Raw genomic sequence first — 20,853 nt, forward strand, 5'->3', positions numbered from 1 at the left:
GATTAAGCCCAATCAGATTGGGCTTAAGTCTAAAAATTATACATCAATTCAGCATGATATCATCAAAATAAATGCTGAATTAACCATCGATCCAGATACCATCTTGCATATGTAGGATTCTATCTGCTGATTTTGCCAGTTGCTCATCATGCGTCACAATCAACATAGCCATATTAAATTCCTCACGCAAATCACGCAGTAATTCAAAAATAGATTTTGCTGTTTTGCGATCCAAATTCCCTGTCGGTTCATCGGCTAACATCAACTTCGGTTGTGTGACCAAGGCACGTGCTAAAGCCACACGTTGACGTTCCCCCCCCGATAGCTCACCAGGTTGATGCGTTAAACGATGTGATAATCCAACCCGTTCAAGCAAATATTCAGCACGTTCTTTAACCTTTTTATACTCGGCATCTTTTCTTAACATCAACGGCATCGCGACATTTTCAAGCGCAGTAAATTCAGGCAATAAATGATGAAACTGATAAACAAAACCTAAATGTTCATTGCGTAAAAAGCCGCGTTCAGCTTCACCTAAGTTATCAAAACGTCTGCCATTTAAATTGACAAGACCTTGGGTCGGACGATCAAGTCCCCCCAAAATATGTAAGAGTGTGCTTTTACCTGAACCACTTGAACCTACAATAGAGACAAACTCACCTTGCCCGACTTGTAAAGATAAACCTGTAATCACGTCTACATGCGATTTACCATCTGTAAACGATTTATAGATATTTTGTGCCTCTAAAACCAATGGACTTTGTGTAGCACTATTCATAACGAAGCGCCTCCGCAGGTTGAATTTTAGCTGCTCGCAATGCAGGATAAATGGTTGCAATAAAACTTAGCCCCAAGGACAAGCTTACAATCACCACCACATCTTGCCATCTTAAATAAGAAGGTAAGTAATTGATAAAATAAGCATCGAATAAATGTAATCCAAATGCAGTATTCAACCAGCCAATAAAGTTACTGATTCCTAATGCAGAGATAATCCCCAAAATTGCACCAGCAACCGTTCCAACCACACCAATCACAGTCCCTTGCACCATAAAAATGCGGGTAATTGTTGCTGGTGACGCGCCTAATGTTCTTAGAATCGCGATGTCTGATTTTTTATCCGTCACAACCATGACCAATGAAGAGACAATATTAAACGCAGCAACAAGCACGATGAGGAATAACAATAGACTGACCATTGCCTTTTCCATTTGGATTGCGCTGAATAAATTACCATGCGTATAGGTCCAATCTGAGGCATAGAAACCGCTCGGTAACTCACGAACAATTTCATTGGCAACCTGTGGCGCTTGGAAAATATCATCCAGTTTCATACGCACACCTTGCGCACCGTCAGGTAGACGTAATAGTGTAGATGCATCATTGAGTGCGATGTAACCTAAACTCGAATCAACTTCTGCGCCTATACTAAAAATACCAACAATTTTGAAACGTTTAAAACGTGGTACAACGCCTGCTGGCGAAGGGGTTGCTTCAGGTAAAACCAAGGTAACATTGTCATTTAGACCAAGGCCTAACGCATCAGTCATTTGTTTGCCTAGAACAATGCCATATTCACCTTTTTTTAGTTGATCTATGCTACCTTCCACCATATGATTTTGGATAATTGAAACCTTCTTTTCATATTGAGGTTCAATACCGGTCACCATGATCCCAGCGACTTGTCCTTGTGCGGTAAGCATACCTTGTAGTTGTGTAAATGGAGCAACACCAGTTACATGCTTATGTTGTTCAATTTTCTTTGCAAGCACAGGCCAGTCTGTTAGAATTTGTGTTGAAGAAACAGTGGCTTGAGGTATCATACCTAAAACACGGTTCTTTAACTCTCGGTCAAAACCATTCATAACAGATAAAACTGTAATCAGTACAGCAACCCCTAAGGTTAGACCGATCATGGAAACCAAAGCGATAAAAGAAATAAAGTGATTACTACGCCGTGCGCGAGTGTATCTCAACCCTATATACAGCGAGATTGGTTTAAACATACCATTCTAGTCCGAGGTGTTTTATGGAAGCGTTACAGCATCAAAATGAAGCAAATGAACGTCGTGTCATGTCACGAATCGATGCTGCGTTAAGGATCAACTATCAAATCATTTCTGAAGAAGTTGCGCTGAACGATCCATATGATGCTAATTTTGTATTACCGCGCTATTTTCTACTACTTGCAGAATTAGATCAATTTGATCATGCACTTCACTACGAATTAGAACAATTAAATGAAAAAGATCAACAAATTGCTCGAATCTTATCCTTATTCAACCAAAAGTTAAACCTTATTACTGGTTCTCTTTACGATTCTATTGTACAAACCATGTTACCAACACCACAAAAAGTCAATTTTTCTGAAAGTGGCTTCAGTTTTACCAGTCAACAATACATGAAACAAGGTAGCTTTATTCATGTCACCCTGAGTCATCCTGAAAATTTCTTCCATATCGCAGCAACGGCACAAATTGCGTACTCAGAACCTGCTGATAATGAGCAATATCGTGTAGGTGCTTACTTCATTACCTTACATCCACAAGATAAAGTCAAACTGGCTGAATGTATTCAACAAAACATCACCCTACAGAATAATTGATATTACACATATGGACTCTACTTTATTCGCTTTTGCCTTGATTGCCTTAGGTATGGCACTCACCCCTGGCCCAAATATGATTTACCTGATCTCAAGGTCCTTGTGTCAGGGCAAAACTGCGGGAATGGTTTCATTGGGCGGCACAGCGCTCGGTTTTGTATTTTATATGCTGTGTGCTGCTTTTGGGATCACCGCTTTATTAATGACGATTCCAGTTGCATACGATGTTTTAAAAATTGCTGGTGCGCTCTACTTGATTTATCTTGGCTGGAAAGCAATTCGCTCTCCTCACTCGCCTTTTGAGATTGCCAGTCAACAGTCTTATTCTAATTCAAAACTATTTTTGATGGGCTTTTTGACCAATCTACTCAATCCTAAAATTGCGATGATGTATTTAGCTTTGTTGCCACAATTTATCAAACCACACCAAGGCGATGTTTTAGTGCAAACGCTGAGTTTGGGTTTTGTGCAAATTGTGATTAGCCTACTCGTCAACATGCTGTTGATTTTTACTGCCAGTTCATTTACCCAATTTTTAAATCGTCACGCACTTTGGTTAAAAGTACAAAAATGGTTTATGGGTACGGTGTTTTTTGGCTTAGCAACACAAATCATGCTGAGCTCCAAAAGATAAAACCAAGCAACCTAATATAAATTTAAAATTTTTCAATAAGATGTAGCCGAACCAGCTATATAGTAATACGCATCAACGTATATCCAATGATATCCAATGATATCCATCTTAGCCACACCCATAAAAAACGACTCAAAGTGGAGTATTTACTTTGAGTCAAATGCACTAATTTAAAAAGTTTCTTTTTGATAAGCAATTATTCTGCCAACTTATGAATTCGCTTGGCATAACTTGAATGGGCAGAATGATCAAGCTTAGTCAAAATACCATCATCCCCCAAGATACGACGGGCACCTGTTTGCGCCCATTGCGGCAATAAAGCATAAGCACTATGTACTGTTTGCAAGTAATCAGGTACCGCAATAAATAACCGTGGTTTAATCAATGCACTCACAACTGCATCGGCAACCTGTTGTGGTGTCACCGCCGGAATCGTTTTTGCCGCATTTTCAGTTCCAGTGGTGAGCTCTGTTAGCACTTTACTGGGTAAAATTGCAGTGAACTGAATAGCAGAATCACGAAACTCACCTGCAACTGCTTCGGTGAGACCAATCACAGCAAATTTAGTCCCTGAATAAACCGCTGAACCCGGTAAGGCAAAGCGCCCTGCAAGTGATGCGATATTAACAATATGGCCTTGTTTATATTTAAGCAATTCAGGAAGTGCCAATTGCATTCCAATGATGACACCACGAAAGTTAATATCAATCTGTGCATCTGCTAAAGCGGGATCTTCATCCAGAAAAGCCCCCATCGGCATAATCCCAGCATTATTCACTAAAGCATAAAGACTGCCATAATGTTGAATGGTGTTTTGAATAAATTGGGCAAATGATTCACGATCACGCACATCCACTTTAAAAGCTTTGGCACCAATACGTTGTGCTTCTTTTTCAGCAAGTGCTAAATCGAGATCACCGATACTGACTTTTGCACCTTGTGCAATTAAAGCTTCCGCGGTAGCTAAACCAATACCACGTGCGGCACCAGTAATCGCAATCACTTTGTCTTTTAATTTTTGTTTTTTAAACATTGCGTTATCCTTTATTTAAAATCTTGTTAAATTTCATATCCATCCTCTTTATTTAGGTTTGAATATGATGAAAGTTAAAATCTCTTTTTCATACAACATCTTCTTGCTTTAAGCATGTGCTTGGTTCAGGTTGATGATCAATCAGATACTCAGCTAAATTAAAATGTTTCATCTTTTCTCGGAGTTTATAGGTTGACCATGGCCAAACTGTACTGTTACGTCCATTGCGATCAATAAAATAGCTTTGACATCCACCCTTATTCCATACTGTGGTTTGCAAAGCTGCTTGGACTTTTTCATTAAAAACTTTGGTGATTTTGGGATTTGGTTCAATGGTCTTGATGCCCAATTGAATTGCCTGTTTCAAAGCATCGATAATGTAATCGAGCTGAGCTTCAATGATAATAAATGCTGAGGAACTCACAGCGACATTTGGGCCAAACATCAGAAAGCCGTTTGGACAATTTTCTATCATTGTCCCCATATAGCCTTCAGGACTCCCCTGCCAAACATCTGACATACGCTGCCCAAAACGGTTATAGACACGATTGGCAATGGGTGGTTCTGCAATCTCAAACCCTGTACCCAGAATAATCACATCCGCTTCACAATGTTCACCATTACTTGCAATTAAGGTATTCCCTTTAATTTCAGATAAACCACTGGCAATCACCTCCACATTGTCTTGTGCTAAAGCGGGATACCAATTGTTGGATTGTAAAATACGTTTACAACCAATAATAAAATTGGGGGTTAATTTTTCTCGTAGACGCGGATTTTTAATATGGTAAGTTAAATGCCATTTGGCTAATTTTTGGAATTGCTTCATTGCCGCAGGACTTTGAATTCCACCATTTATCGTTTCAAAAATTCCATAGACTGAGCCTCGCATCAGCTGTTGAGTCAGCGGTAACAGCTTAAACATGGCACGAACAGGTGCAAGTAATGGCATGTCAGACTTTGGCAAAATCCATTGAGCAGTACGTTGAAAGATCATCAGTTGTTTAACTTGGGGTTGAATCTGCGGAACAAACTGGATGGCCGAAGCACCTGTACCAATCACCGCAACTCGTTGAGCTGTTAAGTCCAAATCATGCCGCCATTGTGAAGAATGGAAAATTTCTCCTTTAAAGCTTTCAATACCTTTAACATTAGGCAATACAGGTTCATGCATAGGACCACAAGCAAGAATTGCAAATTGAGAGCGCAACTCGCCCTGTTCGGTTTGGATAATCCAGCAATGTTCCACATCGGACCACTGTGCTTGTAAAACTTCACGATTCAAATGCACATGTGGCATGACCTTGTACTTATCGACCACATCAAATAAATATTGTTTAATTTCTTTTTGCTGTGCAAAGACCCGTGACCATGCAGGGTTTTGTTCAAAAGAGTATGAATAGAGCGCCGATGGTACATCACAGGCACAACCCGGATAGGTATTTTCACGCCAGACCCCGCCCATTTCAGCAGCCTTTTCCAGCAATATAAAATCTTCAATCCCTGCTTGTTTTAATTTGATTGCTGCACCAAGACCAGCAAAACCACCACCCACGATAATCACTTTATAAAAGTTTTTATCTTTGGTACTTTTTTTCATTTGTTCCATGTTGAAAATCGCTTAGAATATAAACAATAGGAATACAATGTCAAAAACGGAATGACTTGTCAATTTCCATTGTTTAACAATTTTGAATATTTATTTGGTATTCTTTGCCTATGAATGAACCAACTTTAACTCGTGCAGAACGCCAACGTATCCAATTACAAGCTGATATTTTAGAAGCTGCGTTTTTAGAATTTTCTGAGCGTGGATACCATCAAACAGCGATTTCAGATATAGCCAAACGCTTAGGCATTGGTCATGGTACTTTTTATCGCCACTTTGAAAATAAACGCGATATCTTGCAGCATGTTATTTCTGATACCATGCAAAAAATCATGGCATTGCTTACCGGTGAAAATGCACCTCAAGCAGTGAATAATATTGAAGAGTACCGTGAACAATGTCAGCGAATTTCTGAACGCTTCCGACTTTTTGCACAAGAGAATCCTCTAACTCTAAAATTATTATTACTTGAAGCAACCTCAATAGATGCTGAAATGACCCGATTTATTCAAAACTTGATGCAAATGGCGGGTATTTTTACTGCCAACTATTTAAAGCATGGGGTAGATTCTGGCTTTTTTCGTGAGAATTTAGATTGTGAAAATACGGGGCATAATATCATTGGGATGATTACCAATGGGGCTTTACGCTTTTTAGCCAACCCTGAAGATCTGAAAGGTTTAAAAAATTATGGCGATTCGATTATTGAATTAATCATAGGCGGAGTTGCTAAGCCATCAGCCTGATTTATAGCAATCAACAGAATATAAATTAAACTATTTTCTTTATCTCATTCAATCCTACGGGTTATGGTTATCTTGTGAAGACATGAATGTCACCCTTGGACGGAAATATAGCCTCAACAGAGTTTTTTACTTTTATCCTAAGATTGAAATAGTGCTTAAATTTACTCAAAAACTGTCCATAACATAGATTATGGGCAGTTTTTAATGAGATAAAATATTAGACTTTTTTCATAAGTCCTTTTTAAAACCATAAATCAATATAAAATCCCCCTCATCCTAGCCTTCTCCCAGAGGGAGAATGAACTTTCAATACCAATATGATTCACTCCACATGATCATTTTTTGATTTATGAAAGATCTTTATTGAAGATAAGTTTGCATTTTTAAATGCTATTTTTTATAACGAATACAATTACGCCCATCTTTTTTTGCCAGATATAAATATTCATCAGCAGCTTTAAACACCTTATGGATGTCGGTAGAAATTTCAGGCCAATGTGCTATTCCTATCGAAACGGTAATCGCAGGTATTTCTCCAATTGGTGTTACTTCTAATGCCTGCCGAATCCGTTCTGCAATATTAATGGTTAAATTTTGGCTATCGATAGGGCTTAGAATCACAAATTCCTCCCCACCAATCCGACAACAAACATCAATACTTCTCACACAATCTTTAATATTTTGTGCAGTCTTGGTCAGCACCAAGTCACCTTTTTCATGTCCATATTGATCATTAATTTTTTTAAAATAATCGATATCCACAGCAATAATTGCAAATGGTGCGTCATTTTTCATTAAGCGTTCAATATGTAACTCCATCCCTCTACGGTTATAAAATCCTGTTAATGGGTCTGTATTTACATAATGATTGAGCGTAGATATTTTTTTCTTAAAATTTGAAGAGCTCTGTAACAGTGAACGTTTAAAATTTCTTACCTCATAATATAAGGCATCTACATTTTTAATTTGAGTTGCGGTCTCAGGATTATTGAGATGGCTCGCCATGGTTGCTAAGCGGTTTAATGGTGCTGAGATATAATATGATATCTTCCAAATAATCAAAAAGATTAAAATATAAAAACCAAGCATATAAGCAATAATTTTATAAATCAGATATGGAACTTTTTCTAAAAGCTTATGGGTTGGTTGTTGCGAAACAATGATCCAGTTGGTATGACTTACTCGGGCAAAACCCGCTAAATTATCTACCCCTTTACTATTAATCAGTCTTATTTTTCCAATCATATGAGTGGACATATAGTTAAGGCCAGTATTGTCTGTTGCAAGGGTACCGATTCGACTCGCATCAGGATGAAAAATAATTTTTCTATTGCTATCCAATACATACATATAGCTGTCTTTATAGTTAAAGCTCAGTGTTAATAATTCATTAATGATATTTTTTTCTTTTAAATAAATTGCCCCACCAATAAAGCCCAGATACTTTTTGTTTTTATCAAAAATAGGCTGTGAAATAAAAACAATTAAATTGTTTTTGATTGAGTAATATGGGCTTGTGATCACCGTGTTTTGCGTTTCAATTGATTGTTTAAAGCCAAGTGTTGTATTCACCACATTTTTATTAATCGCAATTTTTGACGGTGAATAATTCAGTACATGCCCGTATTTATCTGAAATAATCACACTGTCAAAGTAATTCGATTGAAATTTAAGCCGGTCTACTTCTGACTGTTTAAATTGCTCGTCATTAAATGAGTCCCCCAGCAAAGTGGCACTATAATTTAACTGCTTTAATACAGTCTGAATTTGAGAATCCGTTTTTTGGGCAATCTTAGTGGCATATTCCATATTTACTGAAAGAGAAGTATCTAATAGTTCTTTTTTTTGAATAGAATAATTCACGAAAAGTGAAGCAATAAATAGAATGGCGATGCTGAATATTGCTAAAAAAAGAATAAGTTTTCTCAGATTTAACTTTAAACAAAATATGAGTTTTTTCAGTTTCATGAGGTCATTTGCAAAACAGCATTTGATTGAATTTTATTCTTTTTTACTTAGTATTACTACAATATTTTTACCATTGTTTAATTTATTTTCATGATTTTTAAATGGTTTCCCTTCACATAATTTTTAAGAAAATTTCTTGAAGATAATCATTTGGCTTTGGTCAATGGTGTTTTAGCGACTTTAAATCAGTATATAAACCATGCGAAAATGAGCAAATGACGAATATATTGCCTCATAAAAATAAACTGAATAAGCTGTAAATTAAACCAGAAAAATACCTGTATTATTTTATTTCCCCATGGCTATATGCCTTTACTATAGGCACTACAGATATCATGAGGCTAACTAAGAATTGCTTGAAGTTGCACATCATTTTAGTGTATTTCGAAAGTCATATGTTCTATTGAGTGAAATGCTTAAAATGATTTAAATCACACCATTATCTTTGTTTATTTTAACTGTTCCACCCTAGAAAAATTTAGGGAAAAATAAATAGAAAAGACACATGAATAAGAATTATTTTGCTCAATAGATGTATGCGCCTTTGAACAGAATATTTTGATCATCGTTGCCTTCTAAAAATGATACTCTCGCCAACCGTATCTGACAGTTATCCATTTTATCGTATATCTGTCAGATTAAAGCTATATTTGGCTTTTAAGGATCACAAACCATCTTTGCTCTGTTTACATCCGATCACCATAATACTCGTAATAATATCACCTGGACCCGTCAGTGCTGTGATATTACAAAGGTATTGAGCATGCTCTTGTACGGCATTTTGATAGTACCCTGTTGGACGATATTGATTTTCATAAATAGCGCCAACAACCCCTTGTCCGCCGGTTTGGCCAACGACACGCTGACCTGCATATTCAGTCCCCGTTTGTACAAATTGCTGTACGACACGTTGTGAAACAATCGAATTTTCCCACATTGCAGAGCCACCTAATTTACTCGCGGGGACGCGATAAGTTGGTGAGCCAAAGATTCCGATTGCTTTATTTACATGTTGCCCAACCAATTTATCAGCAGCCTGTTGTACAGGATTAGGTGTTGAAACACAGCCCGTGAGTAACAAGCCGAAAGTAAATACAGTCCAAATAGCTGCGGCTCTATGTTTACCCCCTCTATTCTGGTGTTGTCGGCTATTGCTTGTACTGGTAGTCAATTGTTGTTTACTGATCATAAGAAAGTTTCCTTTTGCTTACGCTGGTGATTTATCTACACTAAAACCAATAAATTTTTTTTATAAAACACTTCGATACTTTAGACATCATGAGCAATCATAAATTATGGATCAAGATAATACTCAGCCCGCACATTGCCTTGTTCCAATTCATAAGCGCGTTCAGCCACACGTTCAAGCGACTGTCGGTCACAATCCAATACGATCAAGTTTTTACCCGAAGGTTTAACTGCATTTTCATCATCAAATGCAGCTTGATCACCTTGATCATCTTTAAAATTTTGCAAAGATCACCACTCTGCTTGAGCATCAGTTAATCTGTTTTGTTGATATGCTGAGAGCTTAGGTGCTAGTTTTTTTACGGCCTGATTTAATCTTTCATTCTGACCTAAATGCTCTGCACTGATACACAGTTGCTTGTTCTCTGTGGTTTTTGCTGTATTTATACAGCTTTGGTAGGTTTTTGAGTATTGCAATGTCGGTGCAGCTGATGACAAAGTCGCAAAGCTACATAAGCTAGCAATGCTCAAAATATAGATGTATTTTGAGTATCTTTTATTCATATTCTTAACTACTTTCTAAAAAGGTTTATTGCAAAAGTGTCTATAATTTATTCAAATACTAGCTATACTTTATAGTTTAATTCATGTGAAATTAAAACCATAAAAAAGCAAATACTTTACAAAATTTAAGCCATTTTATTCAGACTATATTTAGATTTATCCATACAATTCGACCTTGCTAAAATTAAGCCTATGAATTTTTATTACATTGCATACTGAGCTAAAACAAAGCGCTGCTTGGCCTGTAGTGCTAGATATCGCGTGAGATCAGCGTGTTGCTACTATCTAATTAACAGCACAAATCTATATGCAAAATAAGGCAGTACAAAGTTGATGCTAAGATGAACTCAGATCGTTGAGATGTTATTACTGTGCAATACAAGACGCTATATAAGATAATTATTATTCAATAGATTGTGTAAATTCGCTATTTAAATAGACCGTTAAAATACATTTTAAACAGATAAAAAAATGACCTTAGCGAAGATACGCTAAGGTCACGTTTAAAACAAATAAATTAGCCTGGGAAAATACCGCGTTCCATACGTGCTTTTAAGATACGCTCACAACCTAAAATAAAGGCAGCCGTTCTTAAACTACATACTTTGTCATTTGAGGTCTGCCATACGTCATTAATCGCTTGAACCATTAATTTATCGAGTCTTTGGTTGATTTCTTCTTCCGACCAAAAGTAGCTCGACATATCTTGAACCCATTCAAAATAACTGACCGTTACACCACCCGCATTACAAATCACATCAGGTACAACCGTAATACCACGTTGGATTAAGATATCATCTGCTTCTGGATAAGTTGGACCGTTTGCACCTTCAAGTACCAATTTCGCTGTTAATTTCTGTGCGCGTTCAACCGTGATTTGACCTTCCAATGCGGCAGGAATCAAGATATCCATTTCAACATCCCAGAAATCCTCATCGCTAATCGCTTGAGCACCAGCAAAGCCACCCACACCTTGATTGCTTTCTAGATAGGTTTTTAAAGCTGCTAAATCAATACCTTGAGGGTTGTAAATCGTCCCTGTATGGTCTTGAATCGTTACAATAATAGATTTTGAATCAGCAAATAGATATGCAGCTTCACTACCAACGTTACCAAAACCTTGGACAGCAACTCGTGCACCCTCTAAAGGAAGTTTAATTTTTGCAGCAACTTGTTGACCAGTAATAAATACACCACGGCCTGTTGCTTTAATACGCCCTAAAGAACCACCTAAATGAATTGGCTTACCTGTAACAACACCTGTTACGGTATGGCCTTGACCCGAAGAATATGTATCCATAATCCAGCCCATAACGTTGGGATTGGTACCAACATCCGGCGCTGGAATATCTTTTTGTGGGCCAATGATATGGCTAATTTCACTGGTATAACGACGAGTTAAGCGCTCTAACTCACGAGGAGAAAGCTGACGAGGATCAACACGAACACCACCTTTTGCACCGCCAAAAGGTAGATTTAAAACCGCAGTTTTAATGGTCATCCATGCAGAAAGTGCCATCACTTCATTGAGATCTACATCTGGATGGTAACGAATACCGCCCTTACCTGGACCACGCGATAAGTTATGTTGAACGCGATAGCCTTCGAAATGACGGATTGTGCCATCATCCATCACAATCGGCACATCGACAATCAAAGCACGTTTTGGTCGCTTTAACGTGTCGACATAATCTTTCAGATGTTCTAAATATGGTGTAACTCGCTCGATTTGTTCGAGGTAGGTAGACCATGGACCGTTATTTTGAGAGATATAAGATAAATTAGACATACTTTGCTTATCCTTTTGATGAAGTCACTTGAATCATCAATCAAATATGTAGTTAAAAATGATATAAGCGGCTAATTTGGCAGTTCTGTTGTCCAAATCAAACCGCGGATTACATTCAGCCACATCAAAAACTTTGATCTTGCCAGTTTTTTTAATGGCTTCTAATAATGGGTCAAAAATAGATAAATCGATTCCTTTCACCGCAGGTGCGCTGACACCCGGCGCAATGCTAGCGTTAAATACATCAAGGTCAACCGTAATATACAAATAGTCTACTTTTTTAATAAAATTATTTATTCTTAAGATTAAATTTTCAACATTTTGCAGTTTTAATTCATAATCGTAAATATAATTACAGTTTAAACGCTCTGCTGTGTCAAACAAAATTTTAGTATTTGAATGCTTGGCAACGCCGATACACATGTAGTTAAATTCTTGATGAAACTGTTCTGATAGTTTAGCTGCATTTAAAAAAGGTGTGCCTGAAGTGACCTGTTCAGCTTCACGCAAATCAAAGTGTGCATCGAAGTTAATAATGCCGATTTTCTTATTCAAATGATTATTTTGAATGTATTGAAATAAGCCAGAAAAACTGCCAAAGGCAACTTCATGCCCACCGCCTAACACAATCGGCTTCATATCGGAATTTAAACTACGTTCGACTTGATGCGCCAATTCTGCCTGTGCTATTTCAAGTTCAGCATGATCACAAAGCACTGTGCCTAAATCGATAATGGTCACAGGTTGATGTACAGGTAAATTTGCCAATTGCGCACGAATCATATCTGGTGCATCAGCTGCACCTAAGCGTCCATGATTGCGTTTAACACCTTCATCTGAGCTAAAGCCAATAAAAGCAAAAGATGCCTGATGACTGGTATTGATCACTTGATGGAGACGAAGATGAGCATCACCTTCCCCATCTTGTCGTCCTTGCCACTTAAATGAATGATTCATTATTAATATCACTCTATAAAAATTAATCTCAAGCTGAGATCAAGATTTCTTTTCCATGTTGGATGATTCGTTTTGATAAATCACCGCCAAGCCAATACACAATCTCAGAAGGATGCTCAATATCCCAAGCAATAAAATCCGCCACTTTGCCCTGTTCTAATGTGCCATGCGTGTCTTGTAAGCCAAGGGCATAAGCGGCATGGGTTGTGACACCTGCGAGTGCTTGTTCTGGTGTTAAACGGAATAATGTACTGCCCATATTCAGCATTAAACGTAATGACAAGGCTGGTGATGTTCCTGGATTTAAATCACTGGATAATGCGATACGCACACCATGTTGCTGCAAACTGTCTAAAGGTGGGTACTTGGTTTCTCTTAGAAAATAGAATGCTCCTGGCAATAACACAGCAACTGTGCCAGAAGCAGCCATGGCTTTGGCATCAGCTTCGGTCATGTATTCCAAATGATCTGCGGATAAAGCATGGTAACGCGCAGCAAGTGTTGAACCACCGAGAGATGAAAGTTGTTCTGCATGTAATTTAACCGGTAAGTTTAATGCTTGAGCTGCTTTAAAAACACGTTCAACTTGTGCAGGAGAAAATGCCAAATGTTCACAGAAAGCATCCACTGCATCGACTAAACCTTCTTGATGCAGTTTGGGTAACATCTCGGTACAGATATGCTCAATATAAGCATCACTTTGATCTTGATACTCAGGTGGCAAAGCATGCGCTGCCAAACACGTACTTTTTACGGTCATCGGTAAAGTTTGAGCGACTTGACGAATCACACGGAGCATTTTACGTTCATTGCTATAGTCCAGACCATATCCCGACTTGATTTCAATGGTGGTTACACCATCTTTAAGCATACAACGAATACGTTTGAGTGCCGAAGCAAGGAGCTGTTCCTCACTTGCTTCACGTGTTGCTCGTACAGTGCTTGCAATACCACCGCCACTCGCTGCGATTTCCGCATAACTGACACCTTGCAAACGTTTTTCAAACTCAACACTACGATTTCCACCAAATACACTATGCGTATGACAATCAATTAAACCGGGAGTCACCCACGCGCCATTGAGGTCAATGATCTCAGCATAGTCATCTACAGGAACATCTTTTTCTGCGCCAATCCAGTGAATATGTTGCGCTAAAGTAACGATTGCAGCAGATTCAATACTGGAATATTGCCCATCTTGCATAGTGGCAATATGACAATTTGTCCAAAGTTTTTTCATTGACATTTCCTCTTGCTGCCCATGCGTTAATCACGTTTGGGCAGCTTCAGTATCAGCTTTCCATTTCGACGTTTTGTTGAAGATCTGGTTTATCTTTTACTGAGTTTTGCTTGGGCTTCACCCATATCGTATAAGCAATCCAAAGTAGAACTAACCATGTTATACCGACATAAAGTGCAGGTCGTGAGTCTGGGAAATATCCCATCATGGCTAAAATAAACAGCATAAATACAATGGCAAATGCAGGTGCATAAGGCCAGCCAATCACGGGGAAATCTAATGCTTTAATTTCTGATTTAGACAATTTACGACGCATACCCACTTGAGAAAGTAAGATCATCAACCACACCCAAACTGTTGCAAATGTTGCAATTGAGGCGATGATAATAAATACATTTTCAGGGATCAGATAGTTAAGCACGACGCCGACAAGTAACACACCAGCCATCACTACAACAGTCATCCAAGGAACACCATTACGTGAGAGTTTCTGGAACACTTGAGGTGCTTGTTTATGCTTAGACATACCATACAGCATACGCCCTGCACCAAATACATCACTATTGATCGCGGAAATTGCAGCTGTAATCACCACAATATTTAAAACAGTTGCTGCAGATTTGATGCCTAAATTTTCAAAAATTTGTACAAATGGACTGCCTTGGCTACCAATTTGATTCCATGGGAAAATCGACATCAATACAAAAATTGTCAGAATATAAAAAAGTAAGATACGTACAGGAACCGCATTAATCGCACGCGGAATCGACGTTTTCGGATCTTGTGACTCACCCGCTGTGATCCCAATGATTTCGATGCCACCGAATGCAAATACCACAACAGATAAACAGGCAACTAAACCCATAATCCCATTGGGCATAAAACCCTCATGAATCCATAAGTTTTGAATACCAGGTACAAAGCCGGTGTGATCTGCATTAAAGCCATAGATCATTAGACCAAAACCACCCAAAATCATGGCAACAATAGCGCTGACCTTGACGATGGATAGCCAGAACTCGACTTCACCAAAGACTTTAACGTGGATCAGGTTAATTGCACCTAAGAACATAATCAGCGATAAAATCCAGATCCATCGTGGCACATCGGGGTACCAAAACCCCATATAGATACCAAAAGCAGTCACGTCAGCCAAGGCGACAATGATCATTTCAAAGACGTAGGTCCAGCCTGTAGTAAAACCAGCTAAAGGGCCAAGATAATTCGAGGCATATTCACTAAAAGAACCTGATACGGGGTTATGAACAGCCATTTCCCCTAATGCTCGCATCACAATATAAATTGCAATCCCTGCAACCATATAAGCAATTAAAACAGACGGACCTGCCATTTTAATTGCCGTTGCTGATCCATAGAAAAGCCCCGTGCCAATCGCTGAACCCAATGCCAAAAAGCGGATATGACGGGTGTTTAACCCCCGCTGTAATGTGGAGTGTTGTGACATTATAATCTCCAATCCTTGAGGAAATTTAGTTAGATTCGGTCACTCCATGTGACCGTTTTATTGATCACACTTCAGACAAGCTCGGTAGTAGCTTCGCAATCAGCAGTTCGTTCAGACAACCACTTGCGAGCAATTCACTTGCTTGTTCGATATCTGGCGCGAAGAAACGATCTTCACTGTAATACGCCACTTGATCACGCAGAATTTTACGGGCACGTTCAAGTTTAGGAGAGCTTTTCAATCCTTCACGGAAATCAAGTCCTTGACATGCACCTAACCACTCAACTGCGAGAATGCCGCGAACGTTATCAGCCATATACCACAAGCGTTTTCCTGCATTAGGCGCCATGGAAACATGGTCTTCCTGATTTGCAGAGGTCGGTAAACTATCAACACTGGCAGGATGTGCAAGTGCTTTATTGTCACTGGCTAACGCAGCGGCTGTTACTTGAGCAATCATAAAGCCCGAATTCACCCCACCATTGGCAACCAAAAATGGAGGAAGCTGTGACATATGGCGATCCATCATCATCGAAACACGACGTTCAGACAGTGAGCCAATCTCAGCAATCGCTAAGGCCAAATTATCAGCAGCCATTGCCACGGGTTCAGCATGGAAGTTACCTGCTGAGATTACGTCACCTTCTGCTGCAAACACCAATGGGTTATCTGAAACTGCATTCGACTCAATCGCTAATACTTCTGCTGCTTGACGAATTTGCGTTAAACAAGCCCCCATTACTTGAGGTTGGCAACGCAGTGAATACGGGTCTTGAACCTTGCTACAATCTTCATGTGAATGTGCGATTTCACTTGATTCAGTCAATAAGTCACGATATGCAGCGGCAACATCAATTTGACCACGCTGACCACGAACTTCATGGACACGTGCATCAAATGGTGCACGTGAACCGAGCATAGCTTCAACGCTTAATCCACCACAAACGGTCGCAGCAGCAAATAAATCTTCTGCTTCAAATAGACCACGTAATGCGTATGCTGTTGAAACCTGTGTACCATTTAAAAGTGCCAAACCTTCTTTGGCCGCCAAAGTAATGGGTTCTAATCCTGCAATTTTAAGTGCTTCAACTGCTGGTAACCATTCCCCTTTATAACGTGCTTTACTTTCACCGAGTAAAACCAGAGACATATGTGCAAGGGGTGCCAAGTCACCTGAAGCGCCGACTGAACCTTTTAATGGAATATGCGGATAAACTTCTGCATTGATCAAGGCAAGGATTGCATCAATCACTTTAGGACGGATACCAGAAAAACCACGCGCCAAACTATTGGCCTTTAACAACATAATTAAGCGAACCATCGCATCATCTAAAGGTACACCCACACCAGCGGCATGAGAAAGTACCAATGAGCGTTGTAACTGTTCTAAGTCTTCAGGGGCAATTTTAGATGAAGCGAGTAAGCCAAAGCCAGTATTGATACCGTATGCTGTACGTCCTTCATTCACAATTTTTTCGACACATGCAACACTTGCATTGATGCCAGCATAAGCACTGTCATCCAGTTTAACTTTGATTGGATTTAAATACACTTGGCGAAGATCTGCGAGTGTGAGCTTGCCTGGTTGAATTAAGAGTTCCATTTTGACGTCCTGTTTTGCGCTATATTGTTCTCTTACGATGCTGTTTACACAATTGCAAAAAGCATCGTAATGTCCTTGTCTTTTATTTGGTGATCATCGGCAAGTTCAAACCTTGCGCTTTGGCACATTCAACAGCGATATCATAACCAGCATCTGCATGACGCATTACGCCTGTTGCTGGGTCATTGGTCAACACACGAGCAATACGTGCTGCTGCTTCATCTGTACCATCACAAACAATCACGACACCTGAGTGTTGAGAGAAGCCCATTCCTACACCACCACCGTGATGTAATGAAACCCAAGTCGCACCACCTGCTGTATTAAGTAAAGCATTCAGCAATGGCCAATCAGATACAGCATCAGAACCATCTTGCATTGCTTCAGTTTCACGGTTTGGACTGGAAACTGAACCTGAGTCTAAATGATCACGACCTATTACGATTGGCGCTGAAAGCTCACCACTACGTACCATTTCGTTAAATGCCAGACCTAATTTTGCACGCAAGCCTAAACCAACCCAGCAAATACGTGCTGGTAAGCCTTGGAAGCTAATCCGTTCTCTTGCCATGTCTAACCAACGATGTAAATGTTCATCGTCTGGAATCAATTCTTTAACTTTTGCATCTGTTTTATAGATATCTTCTGGATCACCTGAAAGTGCAACCCAACGGAATGGTCCAATACCACGACAGAATAATGGACGGATATAGGCAGGTACAAAACCGGGGAAATCAAATGCGTTTTCTACGCCTTCTTCCTGCGCCATTTGACGAATATTATTGCCATAGTCAAAGGTTGGAACACCCATTTTTTGGAAATCCAACATCGCTTGTACATGCTTTGCCATAGATTGTTTTGCAGCTTTTACCACTGCTTCTGGCTCAGTTTTGGCACGTTGGCGATATTCTTCCCATGTCCAACCAATTGGTAAATAGCCATTGAGTGGATCATGTGCACTGGTTTGATCCGTCACCATGTCCGGATGAACGCCACGGCGAACCAATTCAGGTAAAATCTCAGCGGCATTGCCATGTAACGCAATCGAAATCACCTTGCCTTCTTTGGTATAACGGTCGATACGCGCCAAAGCATCATCTAAATCTGTAGCTTGTTCATCGACATAACGTGTACGTAAACGGAAATCAATACTGGCTTGCTGGCATTCAATATTAAGCGAGCAAGCGCCTGCCAATGTCGCGGCTAAAGGCTGAGCCCCTCCCATCCCACCTAAACCAGCAGTCAACACCCAACGACCTGTTAAGTCACCGTTGTAGTGCTGGCGACCAGCTTCAACAAAAGTTTCATAGGTGCCTTGTACAATGCCTTGGCTGCCGATATAGATCCAAGAACCTGCGGTCATTTGACCATACATTGCCAAGCCTTTAGCATCTAGCTCGTTGAAATGTTGCCAATTTGCCCAATGTGGAACTAAGTTTGAATTGGCAATAAGAACACGTGGTGCATCTTTATGTGTTTTGAACACACCGACGGGTTTACCTGATTGAACCAATAAAGTTTCGTCATTTTCTAAAGTTTTAAGTGTTTCAACAATCTTGTCATAACATTCCCAATTACGTGCAGCACGACCAATACCACCATAAACAACAAGCTCTTTTGGATTCTCTGCGACATCAGGATCAAGATTATTCATCAACATACGCAGTGGAGCTTCAGTCAACCAACTTTTTGCATTGAGCTTAGTACCACGAGGTGCGCGAATTTCTACATCACGAAATTTTGTTGTCGTTGTTGTCACAATAGGACTCCTTCCTTTGAGTTTAAACCAGCAAATTAAACTGCATTCACTGTATAGCAATGTACTAACTTGTATATACATCTATATACTACACAAATCTTTAATATTGAAAAGATGCTTTTTAAATTATTTTTAAAAAAAATTATAAACATATAAAATAAATAGATTTATTTTTCATAAAAACAAAAAAACGCAGACAACTTAAGCTTGTATGCGTTTAAGTAGAATCAATAAAATTTAGATTTTTGTGAGTTGTATTAGACAAGTTTGCTTTAAAAATTGCTGATTTAAAATGATTGTCTTTAATGATTTTTCATCTTCGAGTTTAAGACTGTCCTGATGTTCCAAATGAAAAATCTGTTGACCAATTTCGACAACTAAAGCTTCAACACTCTGATTAAAAATAAACATCACGTCAGATAATATGGGTATTTCTAAGGCTTCTGGAGAGAAAATCCACTGATACTGTGCATCAAACTTTTTTGGATTATAAATCAAATTAAAATCGCGAATGTGCCCTGCCAACAATTCACAACTGACCACACTGTCTCCACCAAACTCGACGGACTGCAATGTTTTTAAATGCTTAAAATCATCATCTATACGCAGTGAAAGACCTTGACCTTCCAATACCGTCAAAAAGCGATTCATCCCCTTAAACTTGGAAAAATCACCCGATGTTTTCACATCGGCCATCGAAATCCGCCAATCAAACTCAACTAAGCTTTCACCGACACTACGGGCGATTTCAAGCGTATAACCTTCGCCATTTTTCCATCGCATTTTTTTGTAATGGCTGGCTTTTAAAAGCTCAATCATTGGGTAAATTTACCTTCCAAATAATAGCGACTGCCAGGATAAATCAGTCTTGCACTGGAGATCAGTTGTTTATTGGACCATGTTCTACGACGGATCAATAAACAAGGCTCTGTTTTATTGATTTTTAGCCATTTACATTCTTGTGCTGAAGCAAGAATCGCAGTAACCACATGCTCACCTTCAGTAACAGGTGCTTTTGACATTAAATAAGCATTAGGCGTGATAGTTTTAAAATCTTGTGCCAAATAATCTGGAATCAGTACGGGATCAACTAAACGATCTTCGATCTGCACAGGCACATCATTTTCATAATGCACAATGATCGAGTGAAATAGTCGTTGTCCTTCTCGAATTTGCATTAATCGGCTTTGTTCTTCATTGGCTTGAATTTGTTCAAGTACCAATACTTCAGCATGATGTTTATGATTTCTCGCAATAATTTCTTCTGCAATATTATTCACATGAAATAATGCTGTACGACCTTGCCCTTCAGCGACAAAAGAGCCAACACCTTGTATACGCACCAATAAACCTTCACTGGTCAGTTCGCGCAATGCCCGATTGACCGTCATACGACTACAACCCAGTAAATTCACCAACTCACTTTCTGAAGGAATTTTTTTATTTACAGTCCATGTTCCTTCATAAATTTTTTGTGAAATCATTTGCTTCACGCGCAAATACAAAGGAACAGGACTATCTTCTTCTAGAGATAAGTCTAGATCATTGTGCTTTGACGCTCTTGACATTGGCTAAAACTCATACAAAATATTCTAACTCATTGTATCTTGAGTCGATGTTATTTGTATATACAAGCCTATACAAATAATCATGATAAAAATATCCATTACTCATCAATGGCATTCCAACTTAT

At 39.0% G+C, this 20,853-nt stretch carries 19 protein-coding genes; 3 read left to right on the top strand and 16 right to left on the bottom strand.

The annotated features are described in order from the left end of the window. Positions 1 to 79 precede the first annotated feature (79 nt). Together lolD and ACQ7EO_RS14505 are read right to left on the bottom strand one after the other, a co-directional pair. Positions 80 to 778: a lipoprotein-releasing ABC transporter ATP-binding protein LolD gene (gene lolD, locus ACQ7EO_RS14500; RefSeq protein ID WP_244015564.1), complete on the bottom strand. Its 699-nt coding sequence runs from the start codon at positions 776 to 778 to the stop codon at positions 80 to 82. After that, a complete protein-coding gene (locus ACQ7EO_RS14505) occupies positions 771 to 2,006 on the bottom strand; it encodes a lipoprotein-releasing ABC transporter permease subunit (protein WP_004721775.1) in 1,236 nt (411 codons plus the stop codon). Before ACQ7EO_RS14505 ends, lolD begins: the two co-directional genes overlap by 8 nt. A 23-nt stretch (positions 2,007 to 2,029) precedes the next feature. Between ACQ7EO_RS14505 and ACQ7EO_RS14510 the strand changes: the two genes are divergently transcribed. Together ACQ7EO_RS14510 and ACQ7EO_RS14515 are read left to right on the top strand one after the other, a co-directional pair. Continuing rightward, positions 2,030 to 2,605 carry a PilZ domain-containing protein gene (locus ACQ7EO_RS14510; RefSeq protein ID WP_004820257.1) on the top strand — a complete coding sequence of 192 codons (576 nt, stop codon included), beginning with the start codon at positions 2,030 to 2,032 and terminating at the stop codon, positions 2,603 to 2,605. Between the two features lie 10 nt (positions 2,606 to 2,615). Then, complete coding sequence (locus ACQ7EO_RS14515; RefSeq protein WP_244015563.1) at positions 2,616 to 3,239, top strand: LysE family translocator; 624 nt, start codon at positions 2,616 to 2,618, stop codon at positions 3,237 to 3,239. Positions 3,240 to 3,435: 196 nt separating this feature from the next. Here ACQ7EO_RS14515 and ACQ7EO_RS14520 read toward each other — a convergent pair whose 3' ends face one another. After that, positions 3,436 to 4,272 (bottom strand): SDR family oxidoreductase, encoded by an 837-nt coding sequence (locus ACQ7EO_RS14520; RefSeq protein WP_244015562.1) that lies wholly within the window; start codon positions 4,270 to 4,272, stop codon positions 3,436 to 3,438. Between the two features lie 88 nt (positions 4,273 to 4,360). Continuing rightward, positions 4,361 to 5,881, bottom strand: a complete 1,521-nt coding sequence (locus tag ACQ7EO_RS14525) for a flavin-containing monooxygenase (protein ID WP_244015561.1) — start codon at positions 5,879 to 5,881, stop codon at positions 4,361 to 4,363. 110 nt (positions 5,882 to 5,991) lie between these two features. Here ACQ7EO_RS14525 and ACQ7EO_RS14530 point away from each other — a divergent pair, with 110 nt between their 5' ends. Further along, positions 5,992 to 6,627: a TetR/AcrR family transcriptional regulator gene (locus ACQ7EO_RS14530; protein ID WP_004820248.1), complete on the top strand. Its 636-nt coding sequence runs from the start codon at positions 5,992 to 5,994 to the stop codon at positions 6,625 to 6,627. 390 nt (positions 6,628 to 7,017) lie between these two features. Here the strand turns inward: ACQ7EO_RS14530 and ACQ7EO_RS14535 are convergent, their stop codons facing one another. The 12 genes from ACQ7EO_RS14535 to hutC form a co-directional block, all read right to left on the bottom strand. Continuing rightward, positions 7,018 to 8,595 (bottom strand): sensor domain-containing diguanylate cyclase, encoded by a 1,578-nt coding sequence (locus tag ACQ7EO_RS14535; RefSeq protein ID WP_034617569.1) that lies wholly within the window; start codon positions 8,593 to 8,595, stop codon positions 7,018 to 7,020. A 664-nt stretch (positions 8,596 to 9,259) separates the two neighbouring features. Continuing rightward, positions 9,260 to 9,784 (bottom strand): hypothetical protein, encoded by a 525-nt coding sequence (locus ACQ7EO_RS14540; RefSeq protein WP_096733653.1) that lies wholly within the window; start codon positions 9,782 to 9,784, stop codon positions 9,260 to 9,262. Positions 9,785 to 9,888: 104 nt separating this feature from the next. Further along, a complete protein-coding gene (locus tag ACQ7EO_RS14545; protein WP_434277810.1) occupies positions 9,889 to 10,071 on the bottom strand; it encodes a hypothetical protein in 183 nt (60 codons plus the stop codon). 3 nt (positions 10,072 to 10,074) lie between these two features. After that, positions 10,075 to 10,347 carry a lysozyme inhibitor LprI family protein gene (locus tag ACQ7EO_RS14550; protein ID WP_434277811.1) on the bottom strand — a complete coding sequence of 91 codons (273 nt, stop codon included), beginning with the start codon at positions 10,345 to 10,347 and terminating at the stop codon, positions 10,075 to 10,077. 517 nt (positions 10,348 to 10,864) lie between these two features. After that, entirely contained in the window at positions 10,865 to 12,136 is a 1,272-nt protein-coding gene (locus ACQ7EO_RS14555) for a Glu/Leu/Phe/Val family dehydrogenase (RefSeq protein WP_004721791.1), read from the bottom strand. Between the two features lie 36 nt (positions 12,137 to 12,172). Then, positions 12,173 to 13,093, bottom strand: a complete 921-nt coding sequence (gene hutG, locus ACQ7EO_RS14560) for a formimidoylglutamase (RefSeq protein WP_244015557.1) — start codon at positions 13,091 to 13,093, stop codon at positions 12,173 to 12,175. 28 nt (positions 13,094 to 13,121) lie between these two features. Beyond that, entirely contained in the window at positions 13,122 to 14,333 is a 1,212-nt protein-coding gene (hutI, locus tag ACQ7EO_RS14565) for an imidazolonepropionase (RefSeq protein ID WP_434277812.1), read from the bottom strand. Between the two features lie 52 nt (positions 14,334 to 14,385). Continuing rightward, positions 14,386 to 15,798: an amino acid permease gene (locus tag ACQ7EO_RS14570; protein WP_239046046.1), complete on the bottom strand. Its 1,413-nt coding sequence runs from the start codon at positions 15,796 to 15,798 to the stop codon at positions 14,386 to 14,388. A 64-nt stretch (positions 15,799 to 15,862) separates the two neighbouring features. Continuing rightward, complete coding sequence (gene hutH / locus ACQ7EO_RS14575; protein WP_434277813.1) at positions 15,863 to 17,401, bottom strand: histidine ammonia-lyase; 1,539 nt, start codon at positions 17,399 to 17,401, stop codon at positions 15,863 to 15,865. 82 nt (positions 17,402 to 17,483) lie between these two features. Next, complete coding sequence (hutU, locus tag ACQ7EO_RS14580; RefSeq protein WP_004820229.1) at positions 17,484 to 19,160, bottom strand: urocanate hydratase; 1,677 nt, start codon at positions 19,158 to 19,160, stop codon at positions 17,484 to 17,486. A 237-nt stretch (positions 19,161 to 19,397) separates the two neighbouring features. After that, positions 19,398 to 19,979: a HutD/Ves family protein gene (locus tag ACQ7EO_RS14585; RefSeq protein ID WP_434277815.1), complete on the bottom strand. Its 582-nt coding sequence runs from the start codon at positions 19,977 to 19,979 to the stop codon at positions 19,398 to 19,400. Beyond that, positions 19,976 to 20,728, bottom strand: coding sequence for a histidine utilization repressor (gene hutC / locus ACQ7EO_RS14590; RefSeq protein WP_004721807.1), 753 nt, complete (start codon positions 20,726 to 20,728; stop codon positions 19,976 to 19,978). The genes ACQ7EO_RS14585 and hutC overlap by 4 nt, the downstream gene beginning before the upstream one ends. Between the last annotated feature and the right edge of the window lie 125 nt (positions 20,729 to 20,853).

The sequence above is a fragment of the Acinetobacter sp. CE-15 genome (assembly GCF_051059255.1).
Taxonomy (GTDB): Bacteria; Pseudomonadota; Gammaproteobacteria; order Pseudomonadales; family Moraxellaceae; genus Acinetobacter; species Acinetobacter guillouiae.